General features: G+C 61.1%; 11 protein-coding genes and 1 pseudogene (1 of these 12 only partly in view). 8 read left to right on the forward strand and 4 right to left on the reverse strand.

Going from position 1 to position 22,239, the window contains the following annotated elements; all coding sequences use genetic code 11:
- The 3 genes from AC1RBR_RS11635 to AC1RBR_RS11645 all read left to right on the forward strand — a co-directional run.
- Positions 1–7,695 carry the 3' portion of a non-ribosomal peptide synthase/polyketide synthase gene (locus AC1RBR_RS11635; protein WP_492564458.1) on the forward strand. The gene continues 10,128 nt to the left of window position 1, outside the view, so 7,695 of the gene's 17,823 nt are visible here — the last part of the coding sequence; the start codon falls outside the window, past its left edge; its stop codon occupies positions 7,693–7,695.
- A 66-nt stretch (positions 7,696–7,761) separates the two neighbouring features.
- Positions 7,762–8,910: a macrolide transporter subunit MacA gene (macA, locus tag AC1RBR_RS11640; protein WP_098968301.1), complete on the forward strand. Its 1,149-nt coding sequence runs from the start codon at positions 7,762–7,764 to the stop codon at positions 8,908–8,910.
- Positions 8,911–8,912: 2 nt separating this feature from the next.
- Positions 8,913–10,871: a MacB family efflux pump subunit gene (locus AC1RBR_RS11645; protein WP_492564459.1), complete on the forward strand. Its 1,959-nt coding sequence runs from the start codon at positions 8,913–8,915 to the stop codon at positions 10,869–10,871.
- Between the two features lie 435 nt (positions 10,872–11,306).
- Here the strand turns inward: AC1RBR_RS11645 and AC1RBR_RS11650 are convergent, their stop codons facing one another.
- Positions 11,307–12,143 carry an IS3 family transposase gene (locus tag AC1RBR_RS11650; protein ID WP_492563137.1) on the reverse strand — a complete coding sequence of 279 codons (837 nt, stop codon included), beginning with the start codon at positions 12,141–12,143 and terminating at the stop codon, positions 11,307–11,309.
- Complete coding sequence (locus AC1RBR_RS11655) at positions 12,140–12,442, reverse strand: transposase (protein WP_225595758.1); 303 nt, start codon at positions 12,440–12,442, stop codon at positions 12,140–12,142. The genes AC1RBR_RS11650 and AC1RBR_RS11655 overlap by 4 nt, the downstream gene beginning before the upstream one ends.
- Positions 12,443–12,950: 508 nt before the next feature.
- Between AC1RBR_RS11655 and AC1RBR_RS11660 the strand changes: the two genes are divergently transcribed.
- Together AC1RBR_RS11660 and AC1RBR_RS11665 are read left to right on the forward strand one after the other, a co-directional pair.
- Positions 12,951–13,322, forward strand: coding sequence for a DUF6124 family protein (locus AC1RBR_RS11660; RefSeq protein WP_492564461.1), 372 nt, complete (start codon positions 12,951–12,953; stop codon positions 13,320–13,322).
- A 140-nt stretch (positions 13,323–13,462) separates the two neighbouring features.
- Positions 13,463–13,822 carry a DUF6124 family protein gene (locus tag AC1RBR_RS11665; protein WP_492564463.1) on the forward strand — a complete coding sequence of 120 codons (360 nt, stop codon included), beginning with the start codon at positions 13,463–13,465 and terminating at the stop codon, positions 13,820–13,822.
- A 423-nt stretch (positions 13,823–14,245) separates the two neighbouring features.
- Here AC1RBR_RS11665 and AC1RBR_RS11670 read toward each other — a convergent pair whose 3' ends face one another.
- Positions 14,246–17,611: a hypothetical protein gene (locus AC1RBR_RS11670; RefSeq protein WP_492564465.1), complete on the reverse strand. Its 3,366-nt coding sequence runs from the start codon at positions 17,609–17,611 to the stop codon at positions 14,246–14,248.
- Positions 17,612–18,098: 487 nt separating this feature from the next.
- Complete coding sequence (locus AC1RBR_RS11675) at positions 18,099–18,863, reverse strand: helix-turn-helix transcriptional regulator (RefSeq protein WP_492564466.1); 765 nt, start codon at positions 18,861–18,863, stop codon at positions 18,099–18,101.
- 277 nt (positions 18,864–19,140) lie between these two features.
- Between AC1RBR_RS11675 and ycaC the strand changes: the two genes are divergently transcribed.
- From ycaC to AC1RBR_RS11690, 3 genes and pseudogenes are all read left to right on the forward strand, one after another.
- Entirely contained in the window at positions 19,141–19,773 is a 633-nt protein-coding gene (gene ycaC / locus AC1RBR_RS11680; RefSeq protein ID WP_007966399.1) for an isochorismate family cysteine hydrolase YcaC, read from the forward strand.
- Positions 19,774–19,974: 201 nt separating this feature from the next.
- Positions 19,975–20,910: a Gfo/Idh/MocA family protein gene (locus tag AC1RBR_RS11685; protein ID WP_492564468.1), complete on the forward strand. Its 936-nt coding sequence runs from the start codon at positions 19,975–19,977 to the stop codon at positions 20,908–20,910.
- Between the two features lie 263 nt (positions 20,911–21,173).
- A pseudogene (locus tag AC1RBR_RS11690) lies at positions 21,174–22,227 on the forward strand (isopenicillin N synthase family dioxygenase).
- The last annotated feature ends 12 nt before the right edge of the window (positions 22,228–22,239 follow it).

Raw genomic sequence — 22,239 nt, forward strand, 5'->3', positions numbered from 1 at the left:
GCCGCGACTGCCTTCGATCTGCAACACGATCCACTGATTCGCGGACGCCTGCTGCGTCTGGCTGACGAGCATCATGTGCTGTTGCTGACCGTGCATCACATCGTCGCCGACGGCTGGTCGATGGGCGTGCTGACCCGCGAACTGATGGCGCTGTATCAGGCTTTCAGTCACGGGCAACCGAATCCGTTGCCACCACTGGCGCTGCAATACGGCGACTACGCCGTGTGGCAGCGGCGCTGGCTCAGCGGTGAAGTGCTGCAGCGGCAGAGCGATTACTGGCAGCAGACCCTCGACGGCGCGCCGGCGTTGCTGACCCTGCCCACCGACCGTCCGCGTCCGGCACAGCAAGATTTCGCCGGCAGCAGCGTCGAAGTGCGGCTCGACGAGCGTCTGAGCGCCGGGCTCAAAGCCTTGAGTCAGCGTCACGGCGTGACCCTGTTCATGACCCTGATGAGTGCCTGGTCGCTGTTGCTGAGTCGTCTGTCCGGGCAGTCCGACGTGGTGATCGGCTCGCCGGTGGCCAACCGCACCCGGGCCGAGATCGAAGGCCTGATCGGCATGTTCGTCAACACCCTCGCCCTGCGCATCGACACCTCAGGCGAACCGAGCGTGGCCACGCTGCTGGCGCGGGTCAAGGCGCGCACGCTGGAGGCACAGGCGCATCAGGATCTGCCGTTCGAGCAGGTGGTGGAAATCACCCGGCCGGCGCGCAGTCTGGCGCACAGCCCGTTGTTCCAGAGCACGCTGAGCTGGGACAGCAGCGTCGGCCCGCACCTGGCGCTGGGCGATCTGCGTCTCGAAGGTGTGGCCGCGCCGGGCCAGGTGGCCAAGTTCGACCTGACCCTGACCCTGGGTGAGGTCAACGGGGTGATTCGCGGATCGCTGGAGTACGCCACGGCGTTGTTCGATCAAGCGACCGTCGAGCGTTATGTCGGCTACCTGCAGCGCCTGCTGGCGGCGATGGTCAGCGATGAGCAGACGGTGTTGGAGCGGGTGGCGTTACTCACCGAGCCAGAGCGTCAGCGCTTGCTCTACGAGTTCAACGCCACGGCGCGCGAATACCCGCAGGCGCTGACCGTGCACGGGATTTTCCAGCAGCAGGCAGCGGCGCATCCCAAAGCGGTGGCGGCGGTGCATGGCGAGCATTCGCTGAGCTACTTTGAACTGAACGCCCAGGCCAACCGTCTGGCGCATCACTTGCTCAGCCAAGGCGTGCAGCCGGGCGACCACGTGGCGATCCTGTTGCCGCGTTCGCTGGAATTGCTGGTGGCGCAACTGGCGATTGCCAAGTGCGCGGCGGCCTATGTGCCGCTGGATATCAATGCGCCGAGCGAGCGGCAGGCGTTCATGGTCGAGGACTGTCACGCGGCGGCGTTGCTGACCCTCAGCAGTGAAGTCATTGACTACGCCGCGCCACGCATCGACCTCGACCGCTTGATCCTCAGCGGCCAACCGACGCACAACCCGAACCTGGCGCAGTCCTCGGAGTCGCTGGCGTACATCATGTACACCTCCGGCTCCACCGGCACCCCGAAAGGCGTGATGGTGCCGCACCGCGCCATCGGCCGCCTGGTGCTGAACAACGGTTACGCCGATTTCAATGCGCAGGACCGCGTGGTCTTCGCCTCCAACCCGGCGTTCGATGCGAGCACCATGGACATCTGGGGGCCGCTGCTCAATGGCGGGCGCGTGCTGGTGATGGATCACCAGACCCTGCTCGATCCGAGTGCGTTCGGCCATGAGTTGAGCGTCTCCGGGGCGACCGTGCTGTTCGTCACCACTGCGCTGTTCAACCAGTACGTGCAACTGATTCCGCAGGCGCTCAAAGGACTGCGCATTCTGTTGTGTGGCGGTGAGCGTGGCGATCCGGCGGCGTTCCGTCGACTGCTGGCCGAGGCGCCGGCTCTGCGTATCGTGCATTGCTACGGCCCAACCGAAACCACCACTTACGCAACGACGTTTGAAGTGCGTGAAGTGGCAGAAAACGCCGAGAGCGTGCCGATTGGCGCGCCGATCTCCAACACCCAGGTGTATGTGCTCGACGCGCATCAGCAACCGGTGCCGATGGGCGTGACCGGCGAGTTGTACATCGGCGGGCAGGGCGTGGCGCTGGGTTATCTGAACCGCGCCGATCTGACCGCCGAGAAGTTTCTGTGTGATCCGTTCAGCGAGCAGCCGGGCGCGCTGCTGTATCGCACCGGCGACCTCGCACGCTGGCTGGCACCGGGGCAGCTCGATTGCATCGGGCGCAATGACGATCAGGTGAAGATTCGCGGTTTCCGTATCGAACTGGGCGAAATCGAAAACCGCCTGCTCAACTGCCCGGGGATCAAGGAAGCCGTGGTGCTGGCGCGCCGCGATGGTCAGGACATCACCCGTCTGGTGGCCTACTACACCGCCCACGCCGGGCGCCTGGACAGCGCCGACCTGCACGCGCACTTGCTGGCACGACTGCCGGAATACATGGTGCCGAGCGCTTGGGTGCAATTGGATGTACTGCCGTTGAACAACAACGGCAAAGTCGACCGCAAGGCGCTGCCGGCGCCGACCCAGGCAGCGATGCTCAGCCGGCTGTATGTCGCGCCGATCTCGGCGCTGGAGGAACATCTGGCGCGGATCTGGGCCGGTTTGCTGCAGCTCGAACAGGTAGGTCGTCACGACAACTTCTTCGAACTGGGCGGGCACTCTTTGCTGGCGATGCGCATGCTGTCGCAGGTGCGCCAGCAGTTGGGCGTCGAGCTGACGCTCGCCGAGCTGTTCGCCAACCCCGAGCTGGCCGCTGTCGCCGAGGTGCTGAGCCGGGCAGGGCGCAGCACCTTGCCGGAGATTTTGCCGGCGCCCCGTGATCAGGCATTGCCGCTGTCCTTCGCCCAGCAACGTCTGTGGTTCCTGGCGCAGATGGACGGCGGCCACAGCGCCTACAACATCCCGGTCGGTCTGCGCCTGCGCGGTCGGCTGGATGAAGACGCGCTGCAACGGGCACTGGCACGCATCGTCGCGCGTCACGAAACCCTGCGCAGCCGCTTCAGCCAGATAGACGATCAGCCGCAGGTGCTTATTCTGCCGGCCGAGAGCGGCCTGCTGCTGACGGTAGAAGACCTGCGTCAGCACCCGCAGGCTGACAATGCCTTGCGCGGTCTGATCGAGGAGCAGGCCTGTGCCTCGTTCAATCTGCAGCACGATGCGCTGCTGCGCGGACGTCTGGTGCGTCTGGCTGATGATCATCATGTGCTGTTGCTGACGCTGCACCACATCATCGCCGATGGCTGGTCGATGGGCGTGCTGACCCGCGAGCTGGCGGCGTTGTATCAGGCCTTCAGCCGTGGCGAAGACGATCCGCTGCCGCCGCTGGCGCTGCAATACACCGACTACGCGGTGTGGCAACGGCGCTGGCTCAGTGGCGAGGTGCTGCAGCGTCAGAGTGATTACTGGCAGCAGACGCTGGCCGGCGCGCCGGCCTTGCTGACCCTGCCCACCGATCGTCCGCGGCCACCACAGCAGGACTATTCCGGCAGCCGCGTCGACATTCTGCTCGATAAACATTTGAGCGCCGGTTTGAAAGCCTTGTGTCAGCGTCGCGCGGTGACGCCGTACATGGTGATCATGAGCGCCTGGGCGATGTTGCTCAGTCGTTTGTCCGGGCAGAACGACGTGGTGATCGGCTCGCCGGTGGCCAACCGCACCCGGGCCGAGATCGAAGGCCTGATCGGCATGTTCGTCAACACCCTGGCGCTGCGCATCGACACCTCGGGCGAACCGAGCGGCGAGGCGCTGCTGGCGCGGGTCAAGGCGCAAACCCTGGACGCTCAGGCGCATCAGGATCTGCCGTTCGAGCAAGTGGTGGACATCAGCAAACCCGTCCGCAGCCTGTCGCACAGCGCGTTGTTCCAGACCATGCTCAGTTGGGATAACAACGACGACCCGAGCCTGACCCTCGGCGACCTGACCCTGGAAGGGGTGGCCGGCGACAGCCACTTTGTGAAATTCGACCTGTCGCTGAGTCTTGGCGATTCGCACGACGGGATTCGCGGTTCGTTGCGCTACGCCACGGCGTTGTTCGATGAGTCGACGGTGCAGCGTTTCGTCGGCTACTTCCAGCGGCTGCTGGCGGCGCTGGTTAACGATGATCAGGCCGTGCTTGCGCGAGTGCCGTTGCTGGCACCGCAGGAGCAGCAGCGCTTGCTGATTGATTTCAATGCCAGCGCCGTCGATTGTCCGCTGGAGCAGCCACTGCACGGCTTGTTCGAAGCACAAGTGCGGCGCAAACCGGAGGCTGTCGCGCTGCAATCCGCGCAAGGAAACCTGACCTACCGCGAGCTCAATCAGCGCGCCAATCGTCTGGCTCAGCACCTGCGCGCGCAAGGTGTGCAGCCGGATGCGCGGGTGGCGATCTGCGTCGAGCGTGGGCTGGATCTGATCGTTGGTCTGCTCGGCATCCTCAAGGCTGGTGGTGCCTATGTGCCGCTGGACCCGGGGTATCCGGCGGAGCGTCTGGCCTACATGCTCAAGGACAGCGCGCCGACCGCGGTGCTGGTGCAGACCGCTACTCGCGGGTTGTTCGATGACGCGGTCGCCACGGTGATCGACCTTGACCGCTGTACCTGGCAGCACCTGCCGGATCACGATTTGCCAGTGCCGGGCCTCAGTGCTTCGAATCTTGCGTACATGATCTACACCTCGGGTTCTACCGGGTTGCCGAAAGGCGTGATGATCGAGCATCGCAGCGCCTGCAACATGGTGCATTGGGGTTCGCAGATTTCGCCGCCGACCGAGCACGGCGCGCTGCTGCAAAAAGCGCCGTTCAGCTTCGACAGTTCGGTGTGGGAGATCTTCTGGCCGCTGTGCTCCGGGATGCGTCTGGTGCTGGCACGACCGGATGGCAACCGCGATTCGGCGTATGTGGTGCAGACCATTCGCGAGCAGCAAGTCACGGTGGTCAAGTTCGTTCCGGCGCTGTTGCAGCAGTTCATCGAACAGGACGGTGTCGAGCAATGCACCAGCCTGACCGATGTGCTCAACGGTGGCGGCGAACTCAGCGCGGCGCTGGCCCGCCAAGTGCGTAATCGCCTGCCGTGGGTGCGTTTGCACAACGTTTATGGCCCGACTGAAACCACGGTGGACAGCACGGGCTGGACGCTGGACCCGGAAATGCCGGTGCCGGAAAACGTGGTGCCAATCGGTACAGCCTTGAGCAATACACGCCTGTACGTGCTCGACGCGTACGGGCAACCGGTGCCGCAAGGCGTCAGCGGTGAGTTGCACATCGGCGGCGTCGGCGTGGCACGTGGTTATCACGGTTTGCCGGAGATGCAGGCCGAGCGCTTCATCGACAGCCCGTTTGTGGCGGGGGATCGCCTGTATCGCACGGGAGATCTGGCGCGCTACAACAACCACGGCGAGCTGGAATTCCTCGGCCGCAATGACTTCCAGATCAAGCTGCGGGGCTTGCGCCTGGAGCCGGGGGAAATCGAGGCGCGGTTGATCGAGCATCCGGCGATTCGCCAAGCGGTGGTGATGGTGCGCGATGAGCGTCTGGTGGCCTGGTACACCATGCGCTCGGGCGTAGAAGCACCCAGTCTGGAGGCCTTGCGCGCGCATGTGCTGGAGCGCCTGCCGGAGTACATGGTGCCAGGCGCGTTTGTGCTGCTCGACGCTTTGCCGCTGACGCCAAACGACAAGATCGACCGCAAAGCCCTGCCGGAGCCGGGAGCCGACGCAGTCATCAATCGCCCATACGTGGCGCCACAGGGTGAAGTCGAAACCGCGCTGGCGCAGATATGGGGCGAGGTGCTCGGCGTCGAACAGGTCGGTCGTCACGACAACTTCTTCGAGTTGGGTGGGCACTCGTTGCTGGCGGTGCGGCTGGTCAATCTGCTGCAACGGGCCGGGCTGCCACTGTCGCTGGCCGAGCTGTTCCAGCATCCGAGCATCGAGTCTGCCGCCGCGCTGCTCAGTCAGGGCGAGGCGCTCAGTCAGCCTGACGGGCTGGTCGTGGTGCGTGCCGGGACGCACGGTACGCCGCTGTTCCTGCTGCATGAATTCAGCGGCAGGGACGTGTACTTCCCGACGCTGGCCCAGCACATCGGTGGTGAGTTCCCGATTTACGGCCTGCCTGGCGTGACGCTCGGTCAGCCGCAATTGCGCACGCTTGAGTGCATGGCGCAGCGCATGGTCGGGATCATCCGCGCGGTACAGCCTCACGGGCCGTATCGGCTGGCGGGCTGGTCGTTCGGCGGGGTGCTGGCGCATGAGGTCGCGCAGCAATTGCTCGGTCTCGATGAACCGGTGGAATTTATCGGCATGCTCGACAGCTACGCGCCAAATCCGCTCGCCCAGGACAAAACGATGTGGAGCGGCGAGGGCCTCGACAAGCGTCAGTTGCTCGGCCATTGCCGTGGGCGTTCGCTGATGCTTGGTGCTGGAAGCGAGATGGCGCTGGCGGCGGTACAAGCGCTGGAAGCGCAAGTTGAACAACTGGATTTCCCCGAGCTGTTCAAGCGCTGTCAGGCGCAGCAGCTGACCGATCCGGAACTGGCCACAGTCAGCGCGGCGGACGCCTGGCATTACTTTGATCGCGAAGCGGCGCATCGTCTGGCGCTGGCGCATTACCGGGTCAGCCCGGCCAGCCAGCCGATCCATCTGTTCCGTGCCCAGGAGCTGATGGACGGCCAGTCATTGCCGAGCCCGACGCGCGGCTGGGAAGAGCGCTTCGACATTGGCTTGTTGCGTTGCATCGACATCCCCGGCGATCACCGGACCATGATGAAGCACCCGCACATTCAGGCACTCGGCCAGGCCGTTACCCAGGCGCTGGAAACCCTGGTGACGCCGGAACCGACGCTGTATCAACCGCTGCTGACGATTCAGACCGGGCAGCCGGGGCATGCGCCGATTTTCTGCGTGCCGGGGGCGGGTGACAGTGTCACCGGGTTCATTCACCTGACCGAGGCGATAGGCCCGGAATGGCCGATCATCGGTCTGCAACCGCGCGGGCTGGACGGCGTCAGTGTGCCGCACAGTGCGGTCGAAGCCGCTGCGGCGTTCTACCTGAAAGCCATCGAGCAGATCCACCCGCAGGGGCCGCTGCACCTGATCGGTCATTCGTTCGGCGGCTGGGTCGCGCATGCCATGGCCGCGCAGTTGCAGGCGGCCGGGCGCGAGGTGGCTTCGCTGACCTTGATCGACAGCGAGGCACCGGGCGGTGACGGCACGGCGGGCAAGCCGTACACGGCCACTGCCGCGCTGCAACGGCTGATTGACACCCTGCAGTTGTCCTGTGGCAAATCGCTGGGCATCGATCCTGCAACCTTCGCCAACGCCGACGACACCACGCAATTGCGTCTGCTGCACGCAGGCATGGTGCGCGCCGGGGTGTTGTCGGAGCGCGCGGCGCCGGACGCGATGCATGGCCCGGTACGCACCTTCGCCAGCGCCTTGCGCACGGTCTATCAACCGCGACTGGCCTATACCGGGCCGGTGCGGCTGGTGCTGGTCGATGACCCGACGCTGGACGAGTGGGGCAATCAGCGCGAACAGGCGGCGGTGCTTGCAGGCTGGCAGCGGCAGGTCAGCGATCTGGCGGTGTGGTACGGGCCGGGCAACCACTTCACGATTCTCAAGGCGCCCAACGTCTTCAGTTTCGCCGCGTGGTGGCATGACGGCCTGGCGCTGACGGTCGGCGAAGTGCTGTCCTGAGTGTGGTTGTTCTATCAAGACCCGGCCGCTGGCCGGGTTCATCCCTGAACGGACTTGTGGTTATTTATGGAAAAGTCGAAGTTGCGCAAAGTCGGTATGGGGTTGGCGTTGGCGGCGGTGGCCGGGTTGGTGCTGTACACGGTGCAGGCACCCGCCGAAGCGCCGAAATACCAGACCGCCCCGGTCGAACGCTCGGATATCGAAAACACCGTGCTCGCCACCGGTTTGCTGGAAGGCGTCAAGCAGGTGGACGTCGGTGCCCAGGTGTCGGGGCAGTTGAAGTCGCTCAAGGTCAAGGTTGGCGACAAGGTGAAGAAGGGCCAGTGGCTGGCCGAGATCGATCCGCTGGTGCTGCAGAACACCCTGCGTCAGGCGCAGGTCGATGAGGAAAACCTGCAGGCGCAAAAGCGCGCCACGCAGGCCCAGCTCAAACAGACTAAAGCGATCTACGAGCGCTATCAGAACCTGCAGGAAGACGCGTCGATCTCGCGTCAGGATTTCGAGACCGCGCAATCGGACTACGAGGTGCAGCAGGCCAATCTGCTGTCGCTGGACGCGCAGATCAAAAGTGCGCACATCCAGATCGACACCGCCAAGGTCAACCTCGCGTATACGCGGATCGTCGCGCCGATCGATGGCGACGTGGTCGGCATCGTCACCCAGGAAGGCCAGACCGTGATCGCCAACCAGTTGGCGCCGATCCTGCTGAAACTGGCGGATCTGGACACCATGACCATCAAGGCCCAGGTGTCGGAAGCCGACGTGATTCATATCGCGCCGGGGCAGCAGGTGTATTTCACTATTCTCGGCGAGGACAAACGCTATTACGGCAAGCTGCGCGGCACTGAGCCGGCGCCGCAGAACTTCCTCGAAACGCCGCCGGCCGGTACGCCGAAACAAAACACCGCAGTGTTTTACAACGCGCTGTTCGAGGTGCCCAATCCCGACCACCGCTTGCGCATCTCGATGACCGCGCAGGTGCGTATCGTCCTCGATACCGCGCAATCGGTGCTGACCGTGCCGGTGGCCGCGCTCGGCCCACGCAACGCCGATGGCAGCTTTCCGGTGCGGGTGCTGGACGCCAAGGGCCAGGCGCAGTCGCGCAACGTGCAGACCGGGATCAACAACAACGTCAAAGTGCAGATCAATCAGGGCCTCAGCGAAGGCGAGCGGGTGGTGATCGGTGATCCGTTGCCCGCCGTGGCGGGGGCTTGAGCATGACGCAAGCGTTGCTGCAACTGACTGGCATCACCCGCAGTTTCACTGCCGGCGACCGCGAATTTCTCGCGCTGAAGGACATCAACCTGACGATCAACGCCGGAGAAATGGTGGCGATCATCGGCGCCTCCGGTTCCGGCAAATCAACCCTGATGAACATCCTCGGCTGCCTCGATTACGCCACCGCCGGCAGCTACAAGATCAATGGCCAGGAGACCCGCGACCTCGACGATCAGGCGCTGGCCGAGCTGCGTCGCGATTACTTCGGTTTCATCTTCCAGCGCTATCACTTGCTGCCGCACCTGAGCGCGATGCACAACGTCGAGATGCCGGCGATTTACGCCGGGATCCCGGCGCCGCAACGCCATGCCCGCGCCCGTGAGCTGCTGGCACGGCTGGGCCTTGATGGGCACCTGACCCACCGGCCGAGTCAGCTCTCCGGTGGTCAGCAACAACGGGTGAGTATCGCCCGGGCCTTGATGAACGGCGGCGAGGTGATCCTCGCCGACGAACCCACCGGCGCCCTCGACACCGCCAGCGGCAAGGAAGTGATGCGCATCCTGCTGGAGCTGCACGCGGCCGGGCACACGGTGATTCTGGTGACCCACGACCCGAAAGTCGCGGCCAATGCCGAACGCATCATCGAAGTCAGCGACGGTGAAATCCTCAGCGACCGGCGCAATCAGCGCGACAGCGGGCAACTGTCGGGCGAGGAGGAGGTGCCGCCCAAACCACCGGCGACACGCCGTTTGGTCGCCAGCTTCGGGCTGTTCAAGGAGGCCTTCAACATGGCCTGGGTGGCGCTGATTTCGCACCGCATGCGCACCTTGCTGACCATGCTCGGGATTGTCATCGGCATCACCTCGGTGGTGTCGATTTCGGCGATCGGCGAGGGCGCCAAACGCTACGTGCTCAAGGACATTTCGGCGATCGGCAGCAACACCATCGACATCTATTCCGGCACCAGTTTCGGCGACAAACGCGCGGCCTCGATCGAAACGCTGGTGCCAGCCGACGTCACCGCGCTGAATCAGCTGTACTACGTCGACAGCGCCACCCCGGTGGTCGGTCGCAGCATGCTCTTGCGCTATCGCAACATCGACCTCGACGCGCAGATCAATGGTGTCAGCGACCAGTATTTTCAGGTGCGCGGGATCAAACTGGAGGCGGGCATCACCTTCAGTGAGAGCGACGCGCGGCGCCAGGCGCAGGTGGTGGTGATCGACTACAACACCCGGCATCGGTTATTCGGCGAGGGCGTCGATCCGCTGGGGCAGGTGATCCTGATCGGCAACCTGCCGTGCACGGTGATCGGCGTGGCGGCCGAGAACAAAAATCTGTTTGCCTCCGGCAAGACTCTCAACGTCTGGGTGCCCTACGAAACCGCCGCCGGCCGTATCCTGGGCCAACGCTTCCTCGACAGCATCAGCGTGCGGATGAAGGACGGGCAGTCGAGCAAAGTGGTGGAAGAGCACGTCAACCAGTTGATGCTGCAACGCCACGGCATCAAGGATTTCTACACCAACAACCTCGACAGTGTGATGCAGACCGTGCAGAAAACCAGCCGCTCGCTGGCCTTGCTGCTGTCGCTGATCGCGGTGATTTCGCTGGTGGTCGGCGGCATCGGGGTGATGAACATCATGCTGGTGTCGGTCACCGAGCGTACGCGCGAGATCGGCATTCGCATGGCGGTCGGCGCGCGCCAGTCGGACATTCGTCAGCAGTTTCTGGTGGAGGCGGTGATGGTCTGCCTGCTCGGCGGGGCGATCGGCATTTCCCTGTCGTACGCCATCGGCCACCTGTTTTCGCTGTTCATCAAGGAATGGGAAATGGTGTTCTCCATGGCCTCGGTGCTGACGGCGGTGATCTGCTCGACGCTGATCGGCATCGTCTTCGGCTTCGTCCCCGCGCGCAATGCATCGCGCCTGGACCCGATCGAGGCGCTGGCGCGGGACTGATTGCCGAAGCTGATTGGCCGGGCTCGTGCCTGAAGCGCACAAATCGAAAGGGACGGGTCATCAACCCGTCCCTGTTTTTCGTCCTCATTCCAACTGTGGGAGCGAACCTGCTCGCGAAAGCGGCCTCACAGCCGACCAATCCCCACCTGAATGCACTCATTCCAACTGTGGGAGCTGGCTCGCCAGCGAGGACGGCCCACAAGCCGACCAACCTCCCACCTGAATGCACGCATTCCAACTGTGGGAGCGGGCTTGCTCGCGAAAGCGACCTCACAATCGACCATTCCCCAACTGAATACACTCGGTCAAATGGTGGGAGTTGGCTTGCCAGCGATGGCGGCCTGCCAGCCGACCAACCTCCCACCTGAATGCACTCATTCCAACTGTGGGAGCGAGCCTGAACTGGTCAAGTAATCTTGGACACTGATTAAGGTTTCACGCCGCCAACTTCTCCTTGGCGACTGGTGACCGATAGTCGTTGTAGCTATGTGGCCTGGTGATGTTGTAGCGCGATATATAGCGCTGCACATCCGCTCGGGCCTCGTGTTCCGATCCGTAGCCTGCTTCTGGCACCCACTCTGATTTCAAACTTCCAAAGAAACGCTCCATCGCAGCGTTGTCCCAGCATTCGCCTTTACGGCTCATGCTCTGCCGGAGCCCATGTTCCAGCAGTTCATTTCTGAATTTATGGCTGGTGTACTGGCAACCTTGGTCGGAGTGAAACAGTACGTCTTTTGGGCGACCGCGTAGTTCAATCGCCATCCGCAGGGCTTCGCAGGTCAGCGTGGCATCGGAGATCATCGAAAACGACCAGCCCACGATCCGGCGAGCGAACAAGTCCAGAACCGCCGCGAAATACAGCCAGCGCTTGCCGACTTTGATGTACGTCACGTCCCCACACCACACCTGATTGACCGCCGTAACATCAAACTTGCGTTTGAGCACATGCGGTGCCACCAACGCTTCCACGCCGGGTGACTTGTACTTATGGCGCCGGCGTTGACGGCTGACAATGCCTGCTTCTCGCATCAAGCTGCGAGCCATGAAACGCCCGACATCATGCCCGCCGGCTTGCAGCTGTTTAGCCAAGGTACGAGCGCCCGCAGACTCTCTCGACGCCTTGTGGTGCTTGACCAGCATGGCCTTGAGCTGCTCTCGCTTAGGGCTCACTTTGCCTTGGCGCTGACGCCATGCGTAAAAGCTACTGCGGTTTATCCCGAACACACGACAGCAATCGTTAACGCCGTACTGCTCGCCCAGCTCACAGATCAACGAGAGTGATCTTTGGCGTCCAAAAGCAGGAGAGCACTGGCCTTTTTTAGGATTTCGATATCCCGATCTTTTTGCCTGAGCAAGGCTTTAAGTTCCTGAATCTCTCGCTGATCCGCGGTGATCGCCTTGGCTCCCACCGGAGTCGAGCCCAAGCGTTCCTTGCGAACCTGATCGACCCAGCGGCGTAAGGCCGTAGGGCCAATATCCAAACTGGCACAGACCTCGGGAACCGACTGCCCCTCGTCCAGCACCATGCTGGCAGCCTTGAGTTTGAACTCACTTGAATAAGATTTACGCATATCCAAACACCTCAGATTTGGGCGCCATCATAGCGCCCGATTGAGGTGTCCAAAATCATTAGGCCAGTTCAGCCTGCTCGCGAAAGCGGCCTGCCAGACACCATCAAAACTACAGGAGCAATCCCGGTTCTCCACACACACAATAAACGCACCCCTGCAATCACGTTTAAAGTACACGAACCGTTACGCCATAACGGCTACAACGCCTTGCGCCGTTACCTACGCGTACGCCAGAATCCGCCGGCTTACACGGCTATGGGGCGGGCTATATCGTTTCCCTGTCACTGAAAATCAGTGATCGGGTTTGGTAGCCCGTTTCTAAGTGTGATGGCGACACCGTGTGCAGTCCCTTTTCAGGGACTCGATTTCATGGTGGCCATGCGTGGGGCTCCTTCGGGAGCGCCGGGTTTTCCTGCTTAGACCGGTCTACCAACCCGCGTATGGCCGCCACCCTCGTTTGGTAGCGAGAGTGATGGCTCCTTACTTTTGCTAAGCAGGAGCTTCACCTATGTTCAAAGCCACACCCAACCCCCCGTACACCTCAATCCCGTACGACCCGGCCCTCGACCCGCAGAAGATAAAAGCCGCGACCGACCGTGCCATCAACTACTACCTCAACCCCGGCGCACTGAAGATCTCGATCCCTTCAACCTCGTCATGCAAGGCGAACAGAATCTTCCTCATCGACCCCACCGTGGACGAAGAAACCTTGCTCGTCGAAGCCTGCGAATCTCTGGCCGCCGCCAGCGACATGGCCCGCGATATCGGCGACGTCGTCGACCACCCACAGCGCCGGGCCATGCTGATGCTGCATCAGGTGATCATGCTTAGTGAACTGATGGTCAACCGGGTACTGGACGGCCGCCGCGTGCCGAACTAGTAGCCCGGTCCCCCTGTAGGAGCTGCCGAAGGCTGCGATCTTTTGATGTTGCTTCTAAAAACAAGAGCAAAAGCTCGCAGCCTTCGGCAGCTCCTACACGAAGTCATTCTTCCAAAGTGCCTCGATCGGAGTTCCTGCTGATGTCCGAAACCAAGCCCAATCCGCCAATCACAGACCCGCTATCACCCTACGAATCCCTCAACTCCAGAAAACTCCATGAAGCCGCCGAACGCGCCCGCGACCATTACCTCGCGCCCGCAAACATCATGGCAACGCGGTACACCCCCAGCAGCATGTTCATGGTCAACCCGCAAACCGACACCGACTCGCTACTGGCCAACGCCTGCGAATCCCTGGCCTCGGCCACGGTCATGCTCGGCGATTTCGCCAGCACGCTGGAGGGGCCGAGTCGTAATACGGTGTTGGGCATTGCTCAAGTGGTGATGCTCGGGGAATTGGCGGTGAATCAGGTACTGGATAATGTTGTGCCCAAGGAATAGGCGCTGACAGTTCTGGCCTCTTCGCGAGCAAGCCCGCTCCCACAGTGGATCTGCGTTGGTCACAGGTTAAGTGGCCGGCAAAGATCCCTTGCAGGCGTGAGCCTGCTCGCGATTGCGATTAAATAAATCTGTCCCCTTATACCGCCTTTTTTTTCAGATTGTTTTTCGCAGCCCAAGAATTGGCCTGCATATGTTTTGAGTAATGGAGGTGAGTATTCGGATACAGCTGTGCTTGCGTTAATGGGTCGGGGTAACACTTTCGCGGGAAAGCGTTACCCCTGCCAATAACCTCCTGTGTTCACTTCAGCTCATCGAAAACACACCGGTTTTAGACGTATTTGCTAAGCACCTCCCCCCTAGGAGAGGCGCGTGGATTACCCGCTTTCGTGTCAGTGATACTTTTGGAAAGGTCACGGGAGCTGTTTAGCTTTTGAAAGTGACCCTCTGGATGTCAATAAAATCAGTAACCTCGCTCTTCGCATACCCAGTCACCACGAACTTGAGTGTATTGAACGCTCGGCCGTTTTCTGGGGCGACTTCCCTCTCATACCAATCATGTGGCGGCGCACCTTCGTAATACGACATTGAGTGCACCACATCATTGTTCTGTAGAAACTCAAGCCGGATGCTGATAGGTACACGTACGGAATATGTTCCGTAAATTGTCGCACACTTGGCATATCCTTGTTTCAGTACTAATGAATATGCAAGTGTGAATGAGCTATAAGACTCATTTATAGTGCCACGGAAGCGCGTTGCATAAAGTTCGAAAAGTACACCAACGCTCTGTGTATACCCTCCGCTAGTTGTATTCAATACTATTTTGGTGTGTGTCCCCTCTAGGGACTGCCCTGGTTTTTTTATATATACCCTCTGTGGATATGACTTAAATTCTTCAACGAGGTCAACGAGATCGACCACGACCACGACCCACGAATCCGATGCCTGCTCACTGCCATATCTGGCGATGGCGGTGAAACGGTGATCACCCACGCTTAAGCCCGTTACAGTCAACTTCCACAGGCCCGTCGCAGGATCAACCATTGCCTCTCCCTTGTCGGTATCACCATCCTTGACCTGGACTTTCTGACCTTTAGCCCCGGAGCCCTCAAGCGTAATCGAGGTGTCGCCAGTCGTTCCGCCCGGGAGAATCTCATTCCCTTTGGAGTCTTCCACACGGGTAATTTCTGGCCGTACATCCTCAATCGCCCTGATCGTGTAAGTCCGCACCGGAAACTCCACCGCCTCACTCTCCACCGAGCTCTGACCAAGCGCCGCTTTAAACACCAATTCCAGATCGCTGCCATCCTGCAGAGCTTTGAGCTCATCGGCTGGAAGCGGAAAAGTGAAGAACCGGTCAGCAATCCAGTCGGGGTTGGTGCCGGCCGTCGGCGCACTCCAGATCTCGCGCACGTAAGCGCTACCGTCGGCATTGGTCCCGCACAGGCGCAACCAGACGTACTGGTTGAGGGCGATCAGCGGCCAGTCGCCCATGCGTACGGAAGCTTGGGTCAGGTTGCCGGTATGCAGGTCCGGGCCGGCGCCGTCGTTGTCGGCCTGCTCGATGGTGGGGCTGGCCAGCGCGCTCTGCGGCATTGCTTGCACCGTCAGGTCAAATACCCGGGACGGTGTTGGATGACCATCAATGATGACGACGTAGGAGATTTTTACCTGCTTACCCAGATTGAACGCCACCACGCTGTTGGGGATCGCAAACTCAAGCCCTTCGCTTACCGCACGCGGCGCTGAGGTGTGCGACCCGCCGGCCGGCGTGCCGTCAGCGCCAGTCCAGGTGACGCTGATTGCATGGTTTGGCAGCAACGCGGTGTTGTCCGGCACCACGATGGTCAAGGTGTCCCTGACCAGCAGCGGGTTGAGTGCGCTGTCGCCGTTGTTCTCCTTGATCGAGGGGGCGAGCAGTTCCAGCGCGACACCCACGGTGAACACCAATGGATTCGAAAGGCTGGTCTCATCTGTGGCATGGCGCCAGAGCTGGTAGCGGACGGTGATCTTGCTGCCGCGGTTCGGTTCGATGTGTTGGGCGACGAAGGCGGCGTCCAGGTTGATGATCCAGTCTTGTTGGGCGGTTACGGCATTGAATGTGCGGGACCCGGGTTCCTCGCCGGAGATGTCGCCCACCCACTTCCAGGTGGCCTCGTCGTTGGCTACCCATGGCTTCACCACAGGCCTGGGGATGGTCAGTTTACTGGTACCGCCGGGCAGTGTGGCCGGGTCGAGGACGCCGTTCGCCACCCCGAGGACAATCGGGGCGTCCAGCTCGAATTTCGGTTCACCCACATTGAGCAATTTCGTGTGCAGCGATTCGCGTCTGAGGATCTCGTCGCCTTCGGCTATCAGCAGGTCGTACCACCCCTTCAGGGTTCCGCCGTCAAGGAGCTTGAGGTTGTAGTCATCGACGGTGATGACGAAACCTTCGGGATTCTCGACTTCATCCTCCTCCGGAATGTGCCACTCCAACTCAGGCAGGAAGGTGCTGCCATCCGGGCTTTTACCCAACAGGAACAGCTCGATGCCCATGCCGTACTCGATGGCCGGATCGAACGGAATGCGGACGTTGATTTGAGTTTCGGTGGGATCGATGAACTCTCCCTCGGCTTCTTCGATGATCGGTGCGGCCAGGCGATGGGCTGCGCCGGTGACTTGTACAAACTGCCTTTTTGAGCGTAACGGGTCACTGCTGCCGCTGCGTTCCAGCCGATAGAAGAAACTGACCTGGGTATTGACCAGTTTACGCACGGCCGCAATGGACAGCTTGAACTCGTAGTTATGCGGGATGTTGTCGACGGTCTGGGGCAGGGCGGTGACTTCGACTTTTTCGCCCTCCAGGGTGGTGCCGAGCATGGTCAAGTGGATGATGTCATCCATCTCGAAGTCTGGCCGTGTGGCCGTGACATGCACCGTGATGTCGTTATCGCCCTGTTTATCGGCGTCGAGTTCATTATTGACAGCCTCCTGAACAATCGGCGCGGCCAGCAGGTCGATGCCGGTGGTGACGACGATGCGGGTTGCCTTGCACCAGTCTTCCGATTCATTGCCGACGATGTCGCGCACTTTGAAGGTGACCGCCAGACCGAAGAGGTCGGTGTCACCAGCCCGTTCAATAGTGGCTTTGGAGACCGTGATCAATATCGGGTTTGCCGCTGGATCGTTGATCTGCTCCAGGGTCACCGGTGTGGAATACTCAAAAAAGCCACCCCAACTGAGATGAATGACGTCGCCCTCCGCAATGTCGGGGTAAGGCAAGCCGCTGCCGGACTCGGACCTGATGACAATCGGCACCCCCGCTTCGGCAATGTCTTTGTCCACGCCGCCGTTGACGATTTCCGGGGGAATGTACATGTACAGGTTGGAGTGACCAGGGCCCGGGTCGATGTCCTGGCCAGCGGGGAGTTCCAGTTTGACGAAGAGGTTGAGGGGCTTGTCCGGACGCTCTTCTTTTTGATTGGGCTGTTTGATTTCGTAGGTGAGTTGGTAAGGACCTGTCTGCAGATGACGGGAAGCCACCCACAAGAGGGTCGGTTGCTTGAGCTCGGTCTCGTCAATGATGGGGCGCCCGTCGACCTCACGGTCATTGAGCAGCAGCTTGACGGTATCGCCGACAGCCTTGGTGGCCCAGACGGGGATGACGACCAGCAGTCCGAGGTCGGGAAAAGTGAACACCGCCGCCCGGTTGATCCCCCACTGACCGGAAGGCAGGAGGCGCCCGAGCACTATCGGGTCCAGCAATGAATGGGGGGCAGAGATTTTCATCTTGGGCTGAACGAGCATGGACGGAACTCCGTGCGAACTGTCGGGAGACAAAGGGCGTGAAGTTATTCAGCGCTGAAGATGACGGCTGTGGCTACTGTCAGAAATTACAGGTACGAGGCCTTTTCGGATGAGCGGTAAGGCATGGCCCGACGGATAAAAAGACGCTTTCCGGCCTCCCTTGGCGCCTTCTGTGTCAGTCGCGGGCAGTGCCTGCAGGGCTTGAATGAGAGGGTTGCCAGCCGTACCGGCCTCTTCGCGAGCAAGCCCGCTCCCACAGTTTTAGCCGGGTGTTGCCGTAACCATTGGCTCAGCGCATACCAATGTGGGAGCGGGCTTGCTCGCGAATGCGGTGTGCCAGCCAACACCTTAAGTGCCTGACACGGCCTCTTCGCGAGCAAGCCCGCTCCCACAGTTTTAACCGGGTGTTGCTGTAACCATCGGCTCAGCGCATTTCGATGTGGGAGCGGGCTTGCTCGCAGCGGCAGTTCCTGCAGATCGGGCACCATCAAGCGGCGTGGGGTGAGCCGGGCAGGGTGGTGGTATGTTCAGGCGAATACATCCAGCGCATCAGTGAATGCCGGCCGCTGATACCCAGCTTGATCGCGGCGCGCTTGAGGTAGCTTTCCACCGTGTTGACCTTCAACTGCAACTGCTCGGCCAGCTCCGGCGCGGTTCGCCCGGCGAGCAGGCCGATGCACACTTCGGTTTCGCGATTGGACAGGCTCAGGCCCAGTTGCTGCAAACGCTCGTTGAAGCGCAGCCGCAGGTTTTCCAGGCCCTGTTGCGCGCCGTCAGCGCCGGGCGACGGGTCTTCTGTGTTGGTCTGCTGGGGTTGCAGGGCGTGAATGTGTTTTTCCACCATCGGCAGCAGTACCGGGGAAATATCCTGCAACAAGCTTCGTTCCTGAGCCGAGAAGTGTTGTGACTGATCGTGTCGATATACCGAGATCACATAGCGGTAGCCGTCCTTGCGCCGGGTCAGGTGCAGTTGCGAGGCGTCGGTACTGGCCGGTTGCGCGTCGACCGGCTCGGCGCTGCGCGCGGCACTGTGCTCGGAGAACACTGTTTCGGCCAGTTGCGCCGGGTCTTTTCCGATCTCCGGCTGGCTGCGATTCGCGGTACGGCCCACTGGCTCAACGCGCATCTGGCGAATGTGCATGGCGTCCACTGCCAGTTGAGTCTGGATCAAGTCATGCAGCATTCGCGGAAAGTGCCGGCTGCCGGTGCTGGCGATGACTTTACCGATGTGGGGAAACAGGTATGAGTTCATAAGCGTCATCCATGATTTACAGGTGAAACGATCCATTCCTGACGCTGTGCCATCCGTGTTCCGTTGGACGACGCAATGTCGGGAATTGGATCCTATCCTAGTACAACGATTGAAAGACGGTTTAATGAAGGTGTTATTAGCTCATAACCTTTGACTGTCCGCTTTGGGTTGACAGTGAAACGCTTTTCAACCGATTTATCCGTTCAGGCGGTATCCGTAATCTGTGCCCATGTTCAACGCAACGCCCACTACCTCAACCAAGAAAAGGGATTCAAACATGAGCACTGCAACCTACAACCGCCTGAACAAAGACGACGCCGTAGTCCTGCTGGTCGACCACCAGACCGGTCTGATTTCTCTGGTTCAGGACTTCTCGCCGAACGAGTTCAAGAACAACGTGCTGGCTCTGGCCGATCTGGCGAAATTCTTCAACCTGCCGACCATCCTCACCACCAGTTTCGAACAAGGCCCCAACGGCCCGCTGGTCCCGGAACTGAAAGAAATGTTCCCGGACGCGCCGTACATCGCCCGCCCAGGCCAGATCAACGCCTGGGACAACGAAGACTTCGTCAAGGCGATCAAGGCCACCGGCCGCAAGCAGATCATCATCGCCGGCGTGGTGACCGACGTCTGCGTCGCATTCCCGACCCTGTCGGCACTGGCCGAAGGCTTCGACGTCTTCGTCGTCACCGACGCCTCGGGTACCTTCAATACCACCGTGCAGCAAGCCGCCTGGAGCCGCATGACTCAGGCCGGCGCCCAAATGATGAACTGGTTCTCGGTCGCCTGTGAGCTGCACCGCGACTGGCGCAACGACATCGAAGGGCTGGGCAATCTGCTGTCGCAGCGGATTCCGAACTATCGGAACCTGATGAACAGTTACTCGGCGTTGACCGCGCAACAGAAGTGATTGCAGCGTTGTGAACGTGAAAGCCTGCCCTGAAAAGCAGGCTTTCTCTGTTTGCGCCGCGGCATCAGCGTTACTCCCCGTTGCGATGAACCGAGCGCTGGCTTCTGCGGTTTTTTGATCAGACTCAGCTGGGTTTTCCGTGACGTTTACGGCTAATCTGCGCACTCGCTGACGACAACAAGACAAAAACAGGAGTCATTGATGCAACCGATCCGTCTCGGTCTGGTGGGCTACGGCAAGATTGCCCAGGATCAACATGTTCCGGCGATCAACGCCAATCCCGGATTTCGTCTGGTGGCGGTCGCCACGCAAGGTAAACCCTGTGCCGGGGTGGAGAACTTTCACTCGTTGAGCGAGTTGCTGGAAAACGGCCCTGAGGTGGATGCGATTGCGTTTTGTACGCCGCCGCAAGGTCGGTTCGCACTGGTGCAGCAGGCGCTGGCCGCCGGCAAACATGTGTTGGTAGAAAAACCGCCGTGCGCCACGCTGGGCGAGGCGCTTGCCCTGGTCAGTCAAGCGCAGCAGCAGGGTGTCAGTGCGTTGTTCGCCTGGCATTCGCGCTACGCCCCCGGTATTGAAGCGGCCCGCGACTGGCTCGCCAGCCGCACGTTGCAAAGCGTGCAGATCGACTGGAAGGAAGATGTGCGCAAGTGGCATCCCGGTCAGACGTGGATCTGGCAACCCGGTGGTTTGGGGGTTTTCGATCCCGGCATCAATGCCTTGTCGATTGTCACCCGCTTGCTGGCGCAACCACTGTTCGTGAAGTCCGCCGAACTGCGCGTACCGGACAACTGTCAGTCGCCGATTGCCGCGTCGATCAAGATGTCCGATGCGCACAGGCTCGACGTGCAGGCGGAGTTCGATTTCGACCACGGTCACGACGAACTCTGGAGCATCGAGATTCGCTGCGCCGAAGGAGTGCTGCGCCTGGACAGCGGCGGGGCGCTGCTGAGCATCGACGGCGTGCGCCAAACGGTGTCGGAAGAGGGCGAGTACACGGCGGTGTACCGACACTTCCGGCAACTGATTGGAGACCGGGCCAGCGACGTCGATCTGCAGCCGCTGCGGCTGGTGGCTGACAGTTTCTTTGTCGGCAGCCGGGTGGCGGTCGAACCGTTTTATGACCCGGCACGTTGATCCGTTGAAGCGCAATTAGCGTTGTTAAAAGGTCGGCGCTCAGGAAAGCACTCAGTTCATCCAGCACTGCGTCGGGATGACTGCGAACCTGAGCGTCAGGCCTAAGCTAATGCAAAAAGGGTATTTGTTCGTGGTTTTTAAGATCGTTTAGTTTTGTCTCACGACGAATCAAACGCATCAAACCGATAGACCCCCGATTGCCATGACGGCACACGCTGAATCGATCAAAGGCTCTTCAGGTTTGGTTCACACGGGAGTGAATCATGCCGCATACCCTCGATATCACCACGCTGCCGACGCTGGACCTTTCGTTGTTCGAAGGCACCGCGCAACAGCGTTATGAATTTCTTGAAAACCTGCGTCACGCCGCGCGTGACGTTGGCTTCTTCTATCTCACCGGCCATGGCATCGACAGCGACCTGCTCAAGCAGGTGCAGGATCACGCCCGGCAGTTCTTCGCCTTGGCCGAGCAGGAAAAGACCGCCGTCGGCATGATCAATTCGCCGCACTTTCGCGGGTACAACCGTGCCGCTTCCGAGATCACTCGTGGTCAACGCCGATTGGCGTGAGCAGTTCGATCTCGGGGCCGAGCGCGAAGCGTTGCCGCTGGACGCGGACAGTCCGTTGTGGGCTCGGCTGCAGGGGCCCAACCAATGGCCGGCGGCGCTGCCAGAACTGAAAACGCTGCTGCTCGAATGGCAACAGGCGATGACGCGCATGGCGTTGCGTCTGTTGCGTGCCTTTGCCCAGGCGCTGTCGCTGCGGGCGGACGCGTTCGATCGGTTGTACGGCGACAAGCCCAACGAACACATCAAGTTGATGCGCTATCCAGGCCAAGCCGCCAACGCGAGCCAGCAGGGCGTCGGCGCGCACAAGGATTCCGGGTTCCTCAGCTTTCTCCTGCAAGACCAGCAGGCCGGTCTGCAAGTGGAGGTCGAGGAGGGGCGCTGGATCGATGCGCTGCCCCGCGACAACACCCTGGTGGTGAACATTGGCGAACTGCTGGAGCTGGCCACCAACGGTTATCTGCGCGCCACAGTGCATCGCGTGGTGTCGCCGCCCGCAGGCAGCGAACGCTTGTCCATCGCCTTCTTCCTCGGCGCGCAACTCGATGCCGTGGTGCCGCTGTATCCGTTGCCCACCGCGCTGCTGCGCGAAGCGCGTGGCCCGGCGAGTGATCCGCTCAATCCGTTGTTTCGCGATGTCGGCTGGAACTACCTCAAGGGTCGGTTGCGTTCGCACCCCGACGTCGCCCGGCGCTTCTATGCCGATGCGCTGATGCCCGCCGCACCGGCTCGTAAAACCGCCAACGCCTGATTCATCACTCGC

Source organism: Pseudomonas sp. GW823-FHT01D03 (genome assembly GCF_058798255.1).